Raw genomic sequence first — 16244 nt, 5'->3', positions numbered from 1 at the left:
ATATCCTTTGGTCTTGGTTTCACTCTTGCTTGGCTCTATTCATACTACGCCCAGCGAGCAAAGTCAAAACAATCTCGAGGCTTCTTACTCAGAGTCCGCGAGTTTTAGACGTTTTGGGGTGAAGCCATGTGCGTTTCGGCAACGTCTTTCAGGACCGCGGCGGACTCGCGGAGCTGCTTTATTTCGGCGGCGTTAAGCGGATAATCGTCGAGCAGCTGGGCGCCACTGGCGTTGACGAGAGCCGGCAAGCCCAAGACGACATCGCGAAGGCCATACTCGCCCTTGGTGAGCATGCAGACGGGGAAAATGCCGCCGTCGGGGTGAGTGAGCGCGGCCACGAGCTTGGCGACGACTTGGCCGATGCCAAAATAGGTGACCTTTTTGGATTCGATGATTTTTTGCGATGCAGTGCGGATTTCGTGACTGAGCCCCGCGGCCATTTGAGGTTTGTAGCCGGGGAATTTCGCCAAGGGGAGGCCGCCGATGGACGCGCCAGAGAGGGCCGCAAACGATGAGTCGCCGTGCTCGCCGAGGATGTAGGCTTGGATTTCGGCCGGCGAGACCTGGAGATGCTGGGCGAGCGTGATGCGCAGCCGGGCGGTATCGAGAGTGGTGCCGGTGCCGAACACGCGCGAGCGAGGTAGGCCTGAGGCAACGAGTGCGACATGGGTGAGGATGTCGACAGGGTTCGTGACTACCACGATAAACACTGGCTGGCCCTGCGCCATCACCTTCCCTACTACGTCGCGCATGATGCGGGCGTTGATGCCCGTGAGCTCGAGGCGGGTTTGGTCGGGTCGGCGGGGTACGCCGGAGGTGATGACGACGATGTCGTCGCGCTTGATTTCGCTATAATCGCCGGTGCGCACGCGTACGCCGGCAGAGTAGCCGGTGGCGTGGCTGATGTCCATGGCTTGGCCTGCCGCTAACTCGGTGGCCACATCGATGAGGACGATTTCGCTGACGGTTTCTTGGATGGCAATGGTGTAGGCGGCACTCGCTCCCACCATGCCTCCGCCGCCGATGATAAATACCGTTCTGGAATGCACCTAGTGAGTGTACCACGCAAAAACGACCCCGGGGAGGGGTCGTTTTTGCATAGGACGAGGAGCTTACTGAAGTTCGACGGTAGCGCCGGCGGCTTCGAGCTTGGACTTGGCGTCTTCGGCGTCGGCCTTGGCGACATTCTCTTTGACGGGCTTGGGGGCGCCGTCAACGAGGGCCTTGCTTTCAGCCAGGCCGAGGCCGGTGATTTCACGCACGGCCTTGATGACGTTGATCTTTTGGTCGCCGGCGGAGGCCAGGACGACGGTGAAGCTCGACTTCTCTTCGGCGGCGGGGCCTTCCTCGCCAGCGGCGGGGGCGGCGGCTACGGCCATGGGGGCCGCGGCGCTGACGCCGTAGTGCTTCTCGAGGACCTTCACGAGCTCGCTGAGCTTGAGGACGCTGAGCTTGTCGATCTCGCCAACGAGCTTCTCGAACTCGGCGGGAACTTCAAATTTTTCTTCGGTCGCTTCGACCTTCTCTTCTGCCATAGGGTTTCTCCTTTACGCTTTCGCTTCGCTGAGCGCATTTAGTACATTGATGATGGAACGGACGTTGCCAGACATGACGCCGACGAAGCCGGTAAGCGGGGCGGCAATGGTACCCACGACCTGAGCAATGAGCTGCTCGCGGGTCGGCAGGGTTGCCAGCGCCTTCACTTGGGCGGCACTGAGGACCTGACCGTCTGCGGTGATCGCGCCGACAATTTCAAGCGCCTGGTGGGTCTTGGCGTATTGGAAGATAACGCGGGCCGGAGCCACTTCGTCGTCAAATCCCATTGCCAAGGCCATAGGGCCCGTGAAACTGGTGGGTGCGATGTCGCCGAGCGCAGGGTTGTTTTTGGCGGCGAGGCGCAGGAGCGTGTTTTTGGTAACGCGATAGCTGATACCTTCTGTACGCAGGGCGCCGCGGAGCTCTTCAACCTCGCGGACAGTGAGACCTCGGTAGTCGGTCATGACGGCCAGTTTGATGCGGCCAAGATCATCCGATAGCTTCGCTACCGCCTGCTCTTTGGCTTCTCGAGAAATGGCCATACACTACCTCTCTATTAAAAAATCTCCTGGTTGCACACCAAAGGGACAGCTCGGGGGTTCTTGGTTCGGCCTTGGCCGGTTTTGAGAATTACCTCGGTAGCGGATTAAGCTCGGGTGAGCGGCTACTGTCTGTGGTGAACTTGATTATTGTAGATGATATTACGGCTTTGTGTCAATGGTTGTGGCGACGATAGAGCGAGTGCAGGCCGCCCCAGACTGGTGGTCCGGGGCGGCCTGGGGCACACGAAGGGCCGGACTTACGCGGCTTGGGCGGCCGCGGCGACCACCTGGAATGCGGTGGTCGTGCGTGGATGCAGCCCGTTGTCGCTGCTCACCGGCTTGGGATGGCCGAGCTGGTCGGTGACGCCGAAGTGGGCTTCGATGTCGGGATCGTTGGCGCTGCCAGCGTCGCGGAGCTGGTGGACGATGACCTCACCAACCTTGATGTCGTTGTGCCGCAGGATGAACACGCCGTCGAAGGCGTCCTGGAGGAAGCGTGCCTGCCAGTACGGCGTGACGGGCTGGTGGTTCTGCCATTCGGGGTAGCGGGTGTCGGCCGGTTTGCGCGATCCGCCGGCGGTGGGCCAGCCGATCTCAGTGATGTCGAGGGTTGGTCCGATGATGCGGCAGTCGGTTTTGAGCGTGTTGTTCACGCTCGCGAGCTGCCGCCATTGGCTGTTGGGGTCGGAGTCGGCCGGCGTGGAGGGGAAGGTGTACGGGTGAAGCGTGGCGATGGTGCCGACCGCGGCGTAGCCGTCCGTAGCGCAGAGGTCTTGGTACCACTCGGTGGGGGCGTAGCCCTCGTCGGCATTGCTCGTGCCGACGGCCGCGGTGCCGCCGGGTTCGACGCGTGCGCTGGGGCAGGCGGCGTGGACGGCCTTGGCGACGGCGACGAACAGATGAGCGTACTGATCGGGATGCTGCCAGTAGGTCGGCAGGCTGTTGGGCTCATTGAGCACCTCGAGCGTGCGCAGGGCGCGGCAATAACGGTGCGCGGCGGCAGCGGCAAAGCGGACGTACGCGGCGGCGCCCGACTGGGCGTCGGACGGACTGCCGCTGGGCCCGCAGTGCCACGACTGTTCGCCGCAGGAGCTGTCGGTGCTCCAGCTGGATGGGGAGTCGATGAGCGCGTGCAGCCATTGCCCGTGTCGGGCGGCGGCGGTAACCACCTGATCTGGGGCGCTCCATGCTGATGGGGCGGTCCAGTTGGTGGTGCGCGACCGCCAGACGTCGGACATCTGGATGTCGGTGCGGGCGAGATGGACGCCGCCGGCGGCTTGCTGGGCGAACTCGCCGTCGAGCGTGCGGCCACGATTGGCGCCGGTCGAAAAGCCGACCGTGGCGCTTGTGCGGCTACTGGCAACGGCGAGGTTCAGGGTTGGTACATCGGGTACGGCTGGAGTCGAGGTCGACTCGCCATGGATGCAACCGGCCAGTAGGACTGTTGCCGTGGCGCAGACAAGAAGTCGGCCGGCGCGGGCCCTGGACAGACGTTTCACGATTTTCCCTTCGGGCTGGGGTTGTTCGCGTTTGTCGCGAACCGTGTAATGGTAGCTTACGCTTTTTGCAGCGTCAAACTTTGGATGAGCGTGTAGGTTCGTTGTACCACCAGGCGAGTTGCTTGGCGAGGCTTACGGTTTGCTCGTGGGCGGCATCCTCGGTGGTTTTGCCGAGGGCGAGGCTGGCGATGAGGCGGCCGAGGTCGCCGGCTTGCTCCACGGTGAGGCCGCGGCTGGCGAGGGCGGCGGTGCCGAAGCGCATGCCGCTGGGGCGCCAGGCGGATTTGGTGTCGAAGGGCAGCATGTTGCGGTTGGTGATGATGCCGACGCGCTCGAGCAGGCGCTGGAACTCGAGGCTGTCGACGTCGTCGGGTAGCTTCACGAGGCAGAGGTGGTTTTGAGTGGGGCTGACCACGGTGAGGCCCCCCTCTTTGGCGCCGTTTTCGAGGGCTTTGCAGGTGTCGAGTACGGCCTGCGAGTAGTCTTTGAAGCTGCGGCCGTCGGGGTGCTGGTCTTCGCCCAGAATTTCGAGCAGCGCCTGACCGACGGCGGCGATGGCATGCAGGTGCGGGCCGCCGGAGGTGCCGGGGAAGATGGTTTTGTTGATGGCGGCAATATGGTCGGTTTTGGCAAACAGCATGGCGCTGCGAGGGCCGCGGAAGGTTTTGTGCGTGGTCATCGAGACAAAATCGGCGCCCTCGTCGCCGGCGCGGAAGGGCGTGTCGTGGAGGCCGGCGGCGACGAGGCCGTTGATGTGGGCGATGTCGGCGAGCACCAGGGCGCCGGCCGCGTGGGCCCAGGTGGTGAGCTTGGCAAACTCGTATTTGCGCGGGTAGGCCGAGAAGCCAAGGATGACGAGTTTTGGCTTGTGTTCGGCTAATTTGACCTGATAGTCGGCTTCGTCAATGTCGTAGGTGCCGGGGGTGGTTTCGGTGACGTCGTAGTTGACGTGCTTGAAGAATTTGAGGAAGTTCGAGGTGGCGTGCAGGTGCGACAGGTGGCCGCCGTTGGCGAGGTTGAGGCTCATGATGGTGTCGCCGGCTTCGAGCATTGCCATATACACCATGGTGTTGGCTGGGGAACCCGAAAGCACCTGAGCGTTTACGCTATACTCGCCGGTGGTGTCGAAAACCTCTAGGGCTTTTTGCTGTACGAAGGTTTCCATTTCGTCGGCGTAGACGTTGCCGGCGTAGTAGCGTTTGCCGGGGGTGCCTTCGGCGTATTTGTTGCTCCAGACGCTGCCGAGGAGGTCGAGAACCTTTTGCGACGGGTAGTTTTCGGACGCGATGAGATTGAGGGTGTCGCGCTGCTTGGTGTATTCGGCAGTGGTGAGTTCGGTGAGTTTGTTCATGGAGCTCCTTTTGCGCTTAGTGTATCAGACAACACGCTCAAGCGTAATGAAGCTGTAGGGGTAATCGTTTTGGTCGTCGGCTGGGTGGTCTTCGTGGCTAATTTCGCGCCAGCCGGCGGCGGGGAAACGGAAATAGGTGTCGCCGGGGGGCGCGGCGTGGACGCGGGTAAGGTAGATTTGATCGGCTAGCGGGAGGGCTTCGGCGTAGATGGCGCCGCCGCCGATCACGAAAGCTTCGTCGGTACCGGTAGCGCGGGCGGTTTTGAGAGCGGCCTCAAGCGTAGTTACGATCTTGCAATCAGGGGCGGTGAAGTCGGGGTGGCGCGAGATCACGATGTTGAGTCGGCCAGGAAGCGGTCGCCGGCCGATGCTGTCGTAGGTTTTGCGGCCCATGATGATGGGGTGGCCTTTGGTGATATCGCGAAAGCGCGCCATGTCGGTGCCCAGATTCCAGGCGGGCATCATCCCGGCTTGCCCGATGACATCATTCTCGGCCGCGGCTACGATTAACGAGATCTTCACGGGCTAAACCGCGATGGGGGCCTTGATGGCCGGGTAAGGATCGTAGTTTTCGAGGCGGAAGTCGTCGATGGTGAAGTCGAAGATCGAGGTAACTTCGGGGTTGATCCACATGGTGGGTAATGGCTTGGGGGTGCGAGAAAGTTGCTCGTCGACTTGCTCGAGGTGATTGAGGTAGAGGTGGGCGTCGCCGAAGGTGTGGACGAACTCGCCGGGTTTGAGTCCGGTGACCTGCGCCATCATCATGGTTAGCAGCGCGTACGACGCGATATTGAACGGTACGCCGAGGAAGGTGTCGGCGCTGCGCTGGTAGAGTTGGCAGCTGAGTTTGCCGTCTGCGACATAGAATTGGAACATGGTGTGGCATGGCGGCAAGCCGGCCTTGGCCATTTCGTCGATCTCGGCGACATTCCAGGCCGAGACGATGATGCGGCGGGAATCAGGGTTGTGCTTGATGGTGTCGACGGCGTTTTGGATTTGGTCAATGTGGCCGCCGTCGGGCGTGGGCCAGTGCCGCCACTGGCTGCCGTAGACGGGCCCGAGCTCGCCGTGCTCCTGGGCGAAGGCGTCGTCTTGTTTGATACGTTCGGTAAATTCTTTGATGCCGGTCTTCCATTCGTCCGAGTCGCTGGCGGGTAGCGGCTTCCCTTGCTTTTGGAGGTAGGCGCGGTAGGGCCATTCGTCCCAAATGTGCACGTCGTTGTCGACCAAATATTTGATGTTGGTTTCGCCTCGCAGAAACCACAGCAGTTCGTGCGTAATGCCGCGCATAAACAATTTTTTGGTGGTGACGGCGGGAAAACCGGCGCTGAGGTCGAAGCGCATTTGGCGGCCAAACACACTCTTGGTACCTGTGCCGGTGCGGTCGGATTTGGTGGTGCCGTTGGCTTTGATGTCTTCGAGGAGATCGAGATACTGCTTCATGGTTTGATCATATCATTTGCGGCGTCGATTGGCGCGGAGCACTGGCTGATTTTTGACACAAAGTGTCAAAAATTGGAGATGGATTTGTCGAGGACGGGTTAAGTGTGTAGGTGTTGCTCGATTGCCTCCATGATACGATCCTCGACTACTTTAAAGGTGCCTTCGCCGTCGACGTGCAGAACTCCTTCGTCATTTTTAACCAGCTTATAGTTTTTGTTGATGCGAAGACGAAACTCAGGGGTGCTATCGAACCGATCGGGCGAAAGGCCGCGTTTTTGCTGTCGGCGGCGTGATTCTTCGAACGACACATCGAGAATCAAGATGAGATTGGGAAAGGCATCTTTTATGGCGTATTTCACTACGGTTGAGAAGTCTTTATCGTCGGCGTCTTTGGTGTCTTTTGAGATTAGCTCTCGGCCTCCTCCCTGGTAGATTATGGTTGAAAGAAATGACCGATCTGAAAGTACCCAGGTGCCGCGGTCGAGATGGGGTTTGACGACGTTGGCGATCATGTTGGCGCGGGCGGCGGAGAAGGCTAGGGTTTCGGCGACGGGTGAAATGGGGTACTCGGCGTGTTTGAGGAGCTTGCGCAGCTCCTCGGCAAAGGGATCGCCGCCGGGCTCGCGCACGATTTCGACGGTGTGGCCGAGAGCTTCGAGGCGATCGCGCACGCGCACGAGCTGCGCGGTTTTACCCGCGCCCTCGTCGCCTTCGAGAACGATGTACTTACCGCGCGCAGTCATGAGCTGCGGACGTCCTTGAAGGCTCGGGGTAGCATTTGCTCGGGTTTCCAGGTGGCGATGACTTGCTCGATGTCGGTGCTGCCCTGATATTTGCCGCCATCGCCGTAGTGGCGCTCGACGGGGCCGGTTTCGTGGAAGATGATTTGCGCAATGCGCTCCCCTACCGGCAAGGGCACGCTCTCGTGCTGGTTGAGATTGTAGATTTCCATGGTCCAGCGGTTGATGTAGCCGGGATCGCCCCAGCCGGCGTCGAAGCAGGCGGCGATGCCGTTGCGGCCCCAGCTGGAGCGGGATTTCATTTCGGTGGTGCCGGGCGGATTGATGCCGATAAATTCCCTGGTGTGTGCGAGGATGCGTTCGCCGGGGCGCAGCACGATAATTTGCTTGTCGGCGGGGATGCCGCCAAAGAGTTTGCGGCCGTTGTTTTCGCACCATTCGTCGTGGCGGATGGCCTGGAGGGGTCCTTTGAAGTAGCGCGCTACATCGTCTTCGTCGAAGGGATTGTAGTAGTCTTTGCGGCCGTTGGACTCGGTGACGTAGAACCACTCACCGAGCGTCACGTCGACGCTGGAACCGCGGATATTGTCGGGTACGAGCGGGTTGATGATGATGTGGCCGTCTTTGAGGGCGTCTTTGATCTGTTTGTCGGAGTAAACCATGGGTCGAGTATACCTTAAGCGATTCGTCGCGGAAACTTGGTAGCGAGTTTTCGGCGTAATTAACTCGAGTTAATGATTACGTAATGTTTACATCATAATTTAAGAGTGCCGGGTGATGTTATATTCGGCTTCGGAAGGATTGAATTGAGACGATCGGTGTTTGTTTGCGCGGTGGTGTGCGTGGTGACTCTGGGCGCGCCGGGGTACACCTCGCTGGATCTGGCGCCGTCGGTGGCTCCGTTGCGCACGACGCCGCCTGGCCCTACGCAGGAGGCCGCGGTTGCCGATGCGCCGCCTGGTACTGTCCTGGGGCTGGCTGATCCGAGCGTGATCGGGATGAGCCCGAGCGACCTCGATACCCGGTTTGGCTTGATAAGTGCCAGCCACGCGGCGGGTTTGCGCGTGGACTTATTTTGGCGCACGATCGAATCGCAGCCGGGGGTGCTCAAGTGGAGCAAATTTGATCCCATTGTCCGGGCGGCGGCCGGTCATGGCACGCCGGTGTTGGCGATACTGGACTACGCGCCGCCGTGGGCGGGACGGCCGGGTTGTACCGACACGGGGCCGCGGTGTGCGCCGACTGATCCCGCCGCCTTTGCGGCTTTCGCGCAAACGGTGGTTTCACGCTACGCGCCGCTTGGTGTTCATCAGTATGAGATATGGAATGAGCCGAATATGGCGGCGCGGTGGTGGCCTCGTCCCAGTGCGGCGGAATACTCTAGCGTGGTGCGGGCGGTTTGCCCGGTGATTAAGCAGGCGGATCCGAGGGCGGTGGTGGTGGTCGGGGCGCTGGGTTTGGGCCCGGGTGCGAACGATATCGCGATGGCGACGTTTGGGCAGCAATTTTTTGCGGCTTCGCCGGGTACGTGCTGGGATGCTTTTAGTGTGCATTTATACAATCAAACGACGGCGTGGGATCAGGCGATGCAGGTTCGCCAGCAGATGGTTGCCAATGGTGCCGGTGCTAAGCGGATGTGGGTGACCGAGGCCGGACAGGCAACCTCGGGTGCGTGTGGGGCGACTGGCAATCCTAGTGAGGCTCGGCAAGCTCAGTTCTTGACCGATATTGTGGGGTTGGTGCGCGGTCAGCCATGGATGGGGCCGGTATTTTGGTTTGCGGCGCAGGATGTGCCGGTCTTTGGTAGTCGTTTCGGCATTACCTGCCATGGCGGCGCGCCCAAGCCTGCGCTGGGAGTGTTTCGGCAGTTGGTGCCGTGAGGGCCGGGCTGCTTTTGGGGTTATTTCTTGCCGGTAGCGATTGCCGAGATGGTAGCGGCGGCGTCGACTTTGATGCCGGGGCCCATGGAGGTGGTGGTAGAAAGCGCCTTTACGTAGGTGCCCTTGGCAGTGGCGGGCTTGGCTTTCAGGATGGCGCTCAGCAAGGTGCCGGCGTTTTCGCGCAGGTTCTCGGGGGTGAAGGAGACTTTGCCGATTACCTGGTGAATGATGGCCTGCTTGTCGATGCGGAATTCAACCTTGCCGGCTTTGGCTTCTTTGACGGCCTTGGCGACGTCGGGGGTGACGGTGCCGGATTTGGGGTTGGGCATGAGGCCGCGCGGTCCGAGGACCTTGGCGACTTTGCCGAGTGAGGCCATGCTGGCGGGGGTGGCGATGAGCATGTCGAAGTCGAGCTTGCCTTTTTCGATGTCGGCTAGCAATTTGTCGGTGCCCACGATGTCGGCGCCGGCGGTTTTGGCGTCGTCGCCGGCCTTGCCGTCGGCGTAGACGGCGATGCGGATGGTTTTGCCGGTGCCGTGGGGCAGCACGACGGTGGATCGGACCATTTGGTCGGCCTGGCGCGGGTCGACGCCGAGGTTGATGTGCAGCTCGACGGAGCTGTCGAATTTGGTGCTGGCGGTTTTGCGTGCGAGCTCCAGGGCGTCATCGAGGCTGTAGGCGGTGGCGGCGTCCACGAGCTTGGCGGCTTCGCGGTACTTCTTGCCGTGCAGGTGTAGCGGGTTGGGCACCGAGCGCTGGGGGGCCTTGGGGGCGTCGCTTTCGGTCTCGGCCTGGTGCTCTTCTTTGGCTTTGAGGCGGGCTTCTTCTTCCTCGGCTTCACGCTGGGCCTTGGCGCTGTGCTTGCCGGCCTTGGTGAGCTTGCCCGAGCCGGCGGCTTCAGCCTCGGCATCGGCTTTGGCTTCGGCGGCGGATTCGGCGTTGGTTTGGCTGCTCGGAGCCTCGCTTGGCAGGTCGACCTGCGCGGTCTCCCCTACTTCTTCGAGTTCGGCCTTGGTCTCGTCTTCGATTTTCGTTTCTTCAATGGTTTCGGCGGTCTTGTCTTTTGCCATGGTGATGGTCTCCTCGTGGTCCCGGCGGCGCTACTGGGGCGCCTCCCACGTTAGTAATTAATCGGTAACTTCGATGCCCATGGAACGGGCTTGGCCGGCGACAATCTTGGCCGCGGCTTCGACGGTGTGGGCGTTCATGTCGGTCATTTTCTTCTCGGCGAGCTCGTTGACTTGAGCTTTGGTGAGGCTGCCGACCTTGGTTTTGTTCGGAACACCCGAGCCTTTGGCGACGCCGGCGGCTTTGCGGATTTGATTGGCCATGGATTCGCCCTTGACGGCGAAGGTGAAGGTGCGGTCTTCAAAGATTTGCACTTTTACGCTGACGACGACGTCGCCCATGTCGCGGGTCTGGTCGTTGAAGGCGCCGATGAACTCCATCATGTTGACGCCGTGGGCACCGAGCATGGAGCCGACGGGCGGCGCCGGGGTGGCCTTGCCGGCTTGAACGCGGAATTTGATGTTGGCTTTGACTGGTTTGGCGATTGGTTGTGCCATGGGATTCTCCTCGTGGTGCTAGCGGCCGCTGCGGCGACCTCCCACGTTCGTTAAACTTAAATCTTCTTGACCTGCAAGCTGTCGAGCTCCACCGGGGTTTCGCGGCCAAACATGTTGACCAAAACCTTGATTTTGCCCTTGTTTTCGTCGATCTCGTTGACCATGCCGTCGAAGCCCTTGAAGGGGCCGTCGACGATGTTGACCGCTTCGCCGACCGAGAAGTCGATCTTGAACTTCGGCTCCTCGACGCCCATGCGCTTTTGGATGTGCTTGACTTCATCTTCGGAGATCGGGGTGGGGGTGGTGCCGGAGCCGACGAAGCCGGTGACGTTGGGAGTGTTGCGTACGACGTACCAAGAATCCTCGGTGACGTCCATTTGCACGAGCACGTAGCCGGGGAAGATGCGGCGCTCTACGATGCGACGACGGCCGTTTTTGATCTCGATCTGGTTTTCTTTGGGCACGATCACGTCGAAAATTTTGTCGGCCATGTGCATGGTTTCGATGCGTTGGCGCAAGTTTTCGGCGACGCGGTCTTCGTAGCCGGAATAGGTATGAATTACGTACCAGTGCTTAGTAGGATTGTGACTGTCGGCCATGCTTACCCTTTAACGATTATTTTCTGAACCAGAGCGGAGAAGATGACATCGAGGCCACCCAAGAAGGCGGCGAAAACGAGCGAAAACGCGATAACGAGCAACGTGAGACGAGCGGTGTTGCGGCGCGACGGCCACGTGACCTTGGTGAGTTCGATGCGCGAGGCTTTGATGTACTCGATGAACGGCTTCGTGGCGGAGATCTCCGGCGGCCGCTTGATAAACGGCCAAATTAAAAAAAGCTCGTGGCTTTGTGTCAAATAGTGCCTGAAATTGAGGTAAAAGTCAAATCGCGCATGCGGCGAGTTGATGTGGGTCCCCGGAGTAATTTAGATTAGTGCTGTGGTTCATGAATGGCATGAGCCAAGTCTGCCCCTTGGGGCTTCATCGGAATTGGAGCAAAACATGGTGAAGACACGCCGCCGCCCACTGGTCGTGTTGCTCGTCGCTGCGGCCGCCGTGGCTTTCTTGCTGGTGCGGCCGGGTACGCCAGCTCCCAGCGGTTCCGGGTCGTTTAGCTTGTCCGGAGTACTCGAGCGGGTGGCTCAACTCGCCGAGAAAGACGACGACCCAGACACGCTGGCAGTGATCGTGGAGTTTCGCCCGGAGCAGGTAAACATTGCACAGCTGGCAGTTAGGCTTTACCAGTTCGATTACATTCGAAAGCTGAGGCTTAGCGACGGCGTGCTTATACCTGTATCAGGGGGGCGTGGATCCTGGGTTTACTTCCTGCCATACGCGGGCACGTCGATACAGGTGATAGCCGAGTTTAAGGAGTCGCCTCAGGCGTTCGTGGGCTGTGGGCTCTGGGAGGAGAGGACGAACCGCATGCTCGATGCTGCTTATGCCACGAGGCAGGTCAGCTGTTCCAACCCTCACGGCTTCCAGCCGATGCCGTTGCTCTGACTCGATCGGCGACTACCTAGGAGTCGGTCTATCCGGCTCCGTCTCCCCCGCCGATAACTAAGTGGCGGGAGGTGGGGTCACAGGCCTGCCCGAGGTGCGGCTATGCGCTGCATCTCGGGCAGGCTGGTTGTGTTTTTGGAGAATGTTGGCTTGCGTATGGGCGCAGCGTGTTGCTGCGGACCCCCGGAGTAATTTAAATTAGTGCTTGTGGCTCATGGATCCATGAGCCAAGTCTGCCCCTTGGGGCTTCGTCGGAGTGGAGTGAAAGCGTGCTGAAAATTGCTCGCCCAGTGGTCGTGCTTGTCTGCGTGGTTGTCGCGGTGTTGTTCGTGATCCAGATGGGTACGTTAGCTCCCGTTGGTGCCGGGCCACTGGACTTGTCGGAGATGCCCGAGCAAGCGGAGCAGCTTGCGGTGCAGGATCACGATCCAAACTTGCTGGTCCTCATCGTGGCGTACGATCCGAGGCAAGTGACTACTGGTCTCCTGCTCGCGGCCACTATTCACTACCACGGTAAGCCACTCGGTCTGGATGCTCGTGAGGGTACATTCCGAGCTCTATCGGGTGGCGTTCACGTGTGGGTGTACCTGATGGATGGGTACGACGGTACGCCGATACAGCTGCGAGTGTACTTCTTGACTAAGCCCAAGGCGGAAGTTGGCTGCGGGCTTTGGCAGAGAGAGGGGGCACTCATGCTCGATAAGCGTGTGGCGACGGGAAGGGTTAGCTGTTCCAATCCTAACAACTTCCGGCGACTGCCGATGAACTGAAGGCGCTAAGGGGCGGTGTCATGCCCTGCCGGCTCTGCGGAGTTGGCAGGGCACGTCCCCCCGGATTGATTAACTGAAGTGAAGAAATGGTACGGTGATGCTGGCTGCTACCACGAGGGTGGTGAGCGCGACGATGAGTGCGAGCGGGCCGCGACGGGCTTCTTCGGGTTGGCGGCTCGAGAGCAGAGGGACGCTGGCTCCGGGACGATCGGCGAGCACGAGCTGGCGGTAGAGCATGGACCACCAGGCGGCGGTGCCGGCGCCGGAGCAGGCGCCGGCTACCCAGGCGAGCAGGCCGGCAGCGACGGCGAAAGCGGCGTGATCCTGGGGATCGGCGGCCGCGACGCCGGCAAGGCCTACCGCGAGGATGGGTACGGCTAAAATGGCCTCCATGAGCACGGCGCTCAAGCGGGGGCCAATGAGCTCGACGCGGTGGCTAAAGAGTTGCCAGCCGAGTTTGGCGGCGGTGCCGGCGCGATGGGTGGTGAGCGTGAGATTGACGCCGGCCAGCCCGCGCGAAATGGCGAGAGCACATAGCAGATACAGCAGCACGAGATAGATTGCGAAAATGAGGCCAACCTGCAGATTGGGGTTTATGGGCCAGGCGGCGCCGCCGGTGACGAGCAGGGTGCCGCCGGCTGCGATAAGCGCAAGCTCTGCCAAGCCAAAGCCGAGATCGAGGCGCAGTCGCCGTCCAAAGGTGTTGATGGCTACGCCAAATTGGCGAGCGAGCGTGACGGGGCGTTGGTCAGCCTCGCGCGCGATGCCGTAGACGATGGCAGTTTGGCCGAGGCTGCGGCCAATGTAGTACACGGCCGCGAGCAACCCGGCCTCGGTGGCGAGAGGCCAGCCGCCGTGCAGGAGCGCAGTGGTGAGGGCGCCGGGACCGCCGTTGAGGAATTGCCACACTCCCCAACCGCCGCCTACACCGAGGCTAACCGCGCCGATCGCGCCGAGCCCCACGAGGCCGGGGTGGGCGCGCGCTCGGAGGCTAAAGGCGATGATGGGCGCGTAATGAAGCGCCGGTACGCCGACATGGTGTGCCTGGCCGCGGCGGTGTTTGGCGGGTTTGACGGCGGCATCGGTGGATGCAGGCGCGGCGTCGGCCGGCTTGGGGGTGTGCGACGGCTTGCCGCTAGCATGGGTGGCCTTGATGGCGGGTGCGTGAGGGGTGTGCTGGTGTGGTGCGGCTCGCCGCGGAGCTAGGTCGCTCATGCTGCGGGGACCGGCGGGCTTCGATGCGGTGGGTGGTGCGGGCGGCAATGGCGCCGGAACGGTGTTGGCGATGGCGCGTGGCAGGTCGAGCCGGCCGGCTTTGGGGCGGCCAGGTTTGCGGCGCTTGGCAGTGCTGCCGGCTGGATCTGGCTCGGTTTTGGCGGCGGCTAGGCGGGGTCGTTTTTGGATGAGCGGGCCAGCGGGCGCGGGGAGTGCCGGTGGCGGCGATTTGGCGGTCGGTGCGTCTGGGACCACGGGCAAGATTTTGACGCCTTCGGGCAGGCCGTTTTCCTGGACGGCTACGGCGGCTTTGGCGGGTGGTGCGGCACTCGCTTCGGGCACCATTTGGCCACAATTAATACAGAAGTGCTGATCTTGCACTGCAATAATCTGGTCGGAGTGGCAATTTGGGCAAACCATTAGCATTATTTAAGCATTATTGGGGTGAGTTCTCAAACGGGAATGTGGGGCGGTTTATCCACCGCTATCCACAGATTTATTGTGCGAAATGACGGTAAACGGTGATTCTTACTCAGAAGTTTGTCCAAGAGCGGCGGTGGTAATGGCGCTGCTCGCGGCTTTGTCGGTGCGCACTGGTACCATGATGCGGAAAGTGGAGCCATGGTTGAGCCGCGAGGTGAAGGTGATGATGATGCCGAGTTTTTCGGCTAGTTTGTGGACGATATAGAGGCCGAGGCCGGTGCCTCCGGTTTGGCGCGTGCGGTAGTCTTCGGAGCGGTAGAATTTGCTAAAGATTTTGGTTTTGTCGCTAGCGGAGATGCCAATGCCCGTGTCTTTGACGGAGAATTCGGTGCCGCCATCGACGAGATTGATGCCTAGGGTGACTGATCCGGCGGCCGTGTATTTGATGGCGTTGGTGAGGAAATTTTGGAGAATTTCGCGTAGTTCGTGTTGGCTGGTGACAACGCTTCCGAGTCCGCTGCCGAGTTCGAGGTTGAGCTTGAGATGGCGCGCCTCGGCTTGAGGTCGGTAGTCGCGGGCGAGCTCCTCGGCCAGCTCAGTGACGTCGACCAGCTCAAGTTTGAGCTTGAGGTCGCCGCGTTCGGCGCGCGAGAGGGTGGCGAGGTCTTCGATGAGCTGGCTGAGGAAGACGATATTTTCGTGAGCTTGACCCAGGAGCGTTTTGGCCTTGGTGTCGATTTTGGCATAGCCTGGCAGCAGGGCGGTCGAGAGATTGGCCTCGGCGATGGCGAGCGGGGTGCGCAGCTCGTGCGAGGTGACCGAGATAAATTCGTCGCGTTCTTCGTCGAGCGATTTTTCTTTGGTGATATCGCGAAATACGGCGATGTACCCACCCCAGTTGTCTTGATCGTAGCCGAATACGTGCACCGGCGTGACGGTGAGGTCGAGGATCATCTGAGAGCTATCGGGCGCTACGTAGTGCAGGTCTTGGCGGTTGAGCGCGTGGTCTTCGCTGGTGATGAGTTGGAGGAGATTTACTTTGCGGCCGGATTTGTTGTGGAGCGGCAGGAGCTCGTTGATGGGTTCGCCGTTGATGTCGCGATTGGTATTGAGTAGCTCAAGCGCGGCGGCGTTGTAGAGGTAGACCTTCCCCTTTTCGTCGATGGCGAGCACGGCGTTGGAGAGCGAATTGATAAGCGAAAGCAGGCGCTGGCGTTCGTTTTCGATGCGTTTGGTGAAGCGGCCCTCGAGCAAGTATTCTTCGTCGCGGCTACGGACGGATTGCTCGGCGACGAGGCTGAAAATGATGAGAATGACGAGTTTTATGACGAATTGGAATTCGGGACTGTTGGGCTCGGGTAGTAATTGGATGCGGAGTAAAATGAGCGTGATAATGACCTGCGAACCGAGCGAAAAGGCGAAGCCGGCGATGCCGTATGAGGCGATAACGCCGATGATGAGCAGGTAAAATAAGGGGTAATACGGGCTGGCCAGGCCGCCGGTGAGCAAGACGAGTGCCAGCACAAACACGTGATCGACGGCGAGTGAGTTGGCTCGGGAGCCGAAGAATTCGGCGCTGCGGAGGCGTCGGCTGTAGCGGAGCAGGTTGTAGATGGCGGTAAACACCAGCATGGTGAACACGACGATGTTGTTGGGGCCGTCATAGGGGTAGCTGATGAGGACGAGCGCGAGCACGATCCAGCGCACGGTGCGTGACGATGTTTCGTAGTACTCGTCTCGATCAAAAACCGGCCGTTTAACCGCAGCTCTCATATGGT

General features: G+C 60.6%; 18 protein-coding genes. 3 read left to right on the top strand and 15 right to left on the bottom strand.

Going from position 1 to position 16244, the window contains the following annotated elements:
* Positions 1-104 precede the first annotated feature (104 nt).
* From VMT30_07610 to dcd, 9 genes are all read right to left on the bottom strand, one after another.
* On the bottom strand, positions 105-1049 hold the full coding sequence (locus tag VMT30_07610; protein HVQ44796.1) for an L-lactate dehydrogenase: 945 nt from the start codon (positions 1047-1049) through the stop codon (positions 105-107).
* 63 nt (positions 1050-1112) lie between these two features.
* On the bottom strand, positions 1113-1535 hold the full coding sequence (gene rplL, locus VMT30_07605) for a 50S ribosomal protein L7/L12 (GenBank protein HVQ44795.1): 423 nt from the start codon (positions 1533-1535) through the stop codon (positions 1113-1115).
* 12 nt (positions 1536-1547) lie between these two features.
* Positions 1548-2078, bottom strand: a complete 531-nt coding sequence (gene rplJ / locus VMT30_07600; protein ID HVQ44794.1) for a 50S ribosomal protein L10 — start codon at positions 2076-2078, stop codon at positions 1548-1550.
* 257 nt (positions 2079-2335) lie between these two features.
* Positions 2336-3577, bottom strand: a complete 1242-nt coding sequence (locus VMT30_07595) for a hypothetical protein (protein HVQ44793.1) — start codon at positions 3575-3577, stop codon at positions 2336-2338.
* A gap of 73 nt (positions 3578-3650) precedes the next feature.
* Complete coding sequence (locus tag VMT30_07590) at positions 3651-4928, bottom strand: serine hydroxymethyltransferase (protein ID HVQ44792.1); 1278 nt, start codon at positions 4926-4928, stop codon at positions 3651-3653.
* A 24-nt stretch (positions 4929-4952) separates the two neighbouring features.
* Positions 4953-5450, bottom strand: coding sequence for a dihydrofolate reductase (locus VMT30_07585; GenBank protein ID HVQ44791.1), 498 nt, complete (start codon positions 5448-5450; stop codon positions 4953-4955).
* 3 nt (positions 5451-5453) lie between these two features.
* Positions 5454-6371 (bottom strand): thymidylate synthase, encoded by a 918-nt coding sequence (gene thyA, locus VMT30_07580; protein ID HVQ44790.1) that lies wholly within the window; start codon positions 6369-6371, stop codon positions 5454-5456.
* A gap of 98 nt (positions 6372-6469) precedes the next feature.
* Positions 6470-7114 carry a dTMP kinase gene (tmk, locus tag VMT30_07575; GenBank protein HVQ44789.1) on the bottom strand — a complete coding sequence of 215 codons (645 nt, stop codon included), beginning with the start codon at positions 7112-7114 and terminating at the stop codon, positions 6470-6472.
* Positions 7111-7773 carry a dCTP deaminase gene (gene dcd / locus VMT30_07570; protein HVQ44788.1) on the bottom strand — a complete coding sequence of 221 codons (663 nt, stop codon included), beginning with the start codon at positions 7771-7773 and terminating at the stop codon, positions 7111-7113. Before dcd ends, tmk begins: the two co-directional genes overlap by 4 nt.
* A gap of 144 nt (positions 7774-7917) precedes the next feature.
* Between dcd and VMT30_07565 the strand changes: the two genes are divergently transcribed.
* Complete coding sequence (locus VMT30_07565; protein HVQ44787.1) at positions 7918-8991, top strand: glycosyl hydrolase; 1074 nt, start codon at positions 7918-7920, stop codon at positions 8989-8991.
* A 20-nt stretch (positions 8992-9011) separates the two neighbouring features.
* Here the strand turns inward: VMT30_07565 and rplA are convergent, their stop codons facing one another.
* The 4 genes from rplA to secE form a co-directional block, all read right to left on the bottom strand.
* The gene (rplA, locus tag VMT30_07560; GenBank protein ID HVQ44786.1) at positions 9012-9740 is read right to left on the bottom strand and encodes a 50S ribosomal protein L1; all 729 of its coding nucleotides are present in this window, start codon (positions 9738-9740) and stop codon (positions 9012-9014) included.
* Between the two features lie 378 nt (positions 9741-10118).
* A complete protein-coding gene (gene rplK / locus VMT30_07555; GenBank protein ID HVQ44785.1) occupies positions 10119-10544 on the bottom strand; it encodes a 50S ribosomal protein L11 in 426 nt (141 codons plus the stop codon).
* A gap of 68 nt (positions 10545-10612) precedes the next feature.
* The gene (nusG, locus tag VMT30_07550) at positions 10613-11155 is read right to left on the bottom strand and encodes a transcription termination/antitermination protein NusG (protein ID HVQ44784.1); all 543 of its coding nucleotides are present in this window, start codon (positions 11153-11155) and stop codon (positions 10613-10615) included.
* Between the two features lie 2 nt (positions 11156-11157).
* Positions 11158-11412, bottom strand: coding sequence for a preprotein translocase subunit SecE (secE, locus tag VMT30_07545; GenBank protein HVQ44783.1), 255 nt, complete (start codon positions 11410-11412; stop codon positions 11158-11160).
* Between the two features lie 145 nt (positions 11413-11557).
* Here secE and VMT30_07540 point away from each other — a divergent pair, with 145 nt between their 5' ends.
* Together VMT30_07540 and VMT30_07535 are read left to right on the top strand one after the other, a co-directional pair.
* Positions 11558-12058 carry a hypothetical protein gene (locus VMT30_07540; GenBank protein HVQ44782.1) on the top strand — a complete coding sequence of 167 codons (501 nt, stop codon included), beginning with the start codon at positions 11558-11560 and terminating at the stop codon, positions 12056-12058.
* 269 nt (positions 12059-12327) lie between these two features.
* Entirely contained in the window at positions 12328-12828 is a 501-nt protein-coding gene (locus tag VMT30_07535; GenBank protein HVQ44781.1) for a hypothetical protein, read from the top strand.
* Positions 12829-12897: 69 nt separating this feature from the next.
* Here the strand turns inward: VMT30_07535 and VMT30_07530 are convergent, their stop codons facing one another.
* Positions 12898-14424: a hypothetical protein gene (locus VMT30_07530; GenBank protein ID HVQ44780.1), complete on the bottom strand. Its 1527-nt coding sequence runs from the start codon at positions 14422-14424 to the stop codon at positions 12898-12900.
* 147 nt (positions 14425-14571) lie between these two features.
* Positions 14572-16239 carry an ATP-binding protein gene (locus tag VMT30_07525; protein ID HVQ44779.1) on the bottom strand — a complete coding sequence of 556 codons (1668 nt, stop codon included), beginning with the start codon at positions 16237-16239 and terminating at the stop codon, positions 14572-14574.
* Positions 16240-16244 lie beyond the last annotated feature (5 nt).

The organism is Candidatus Saccharimonadia bacterium (assembly GCA_035544015.1).
In the GTDB taxonomy this organism is placed as follows: Bacteria; Patescibacteriota; Saccharimonadia; order UBA4664; family UBA4664; genus UBA5169.
The sequence above is the reverse complement of the archived record's forward strand: the minus strand, read 5'-3'. Positions and strand labels throughout refer to the sequence as shown.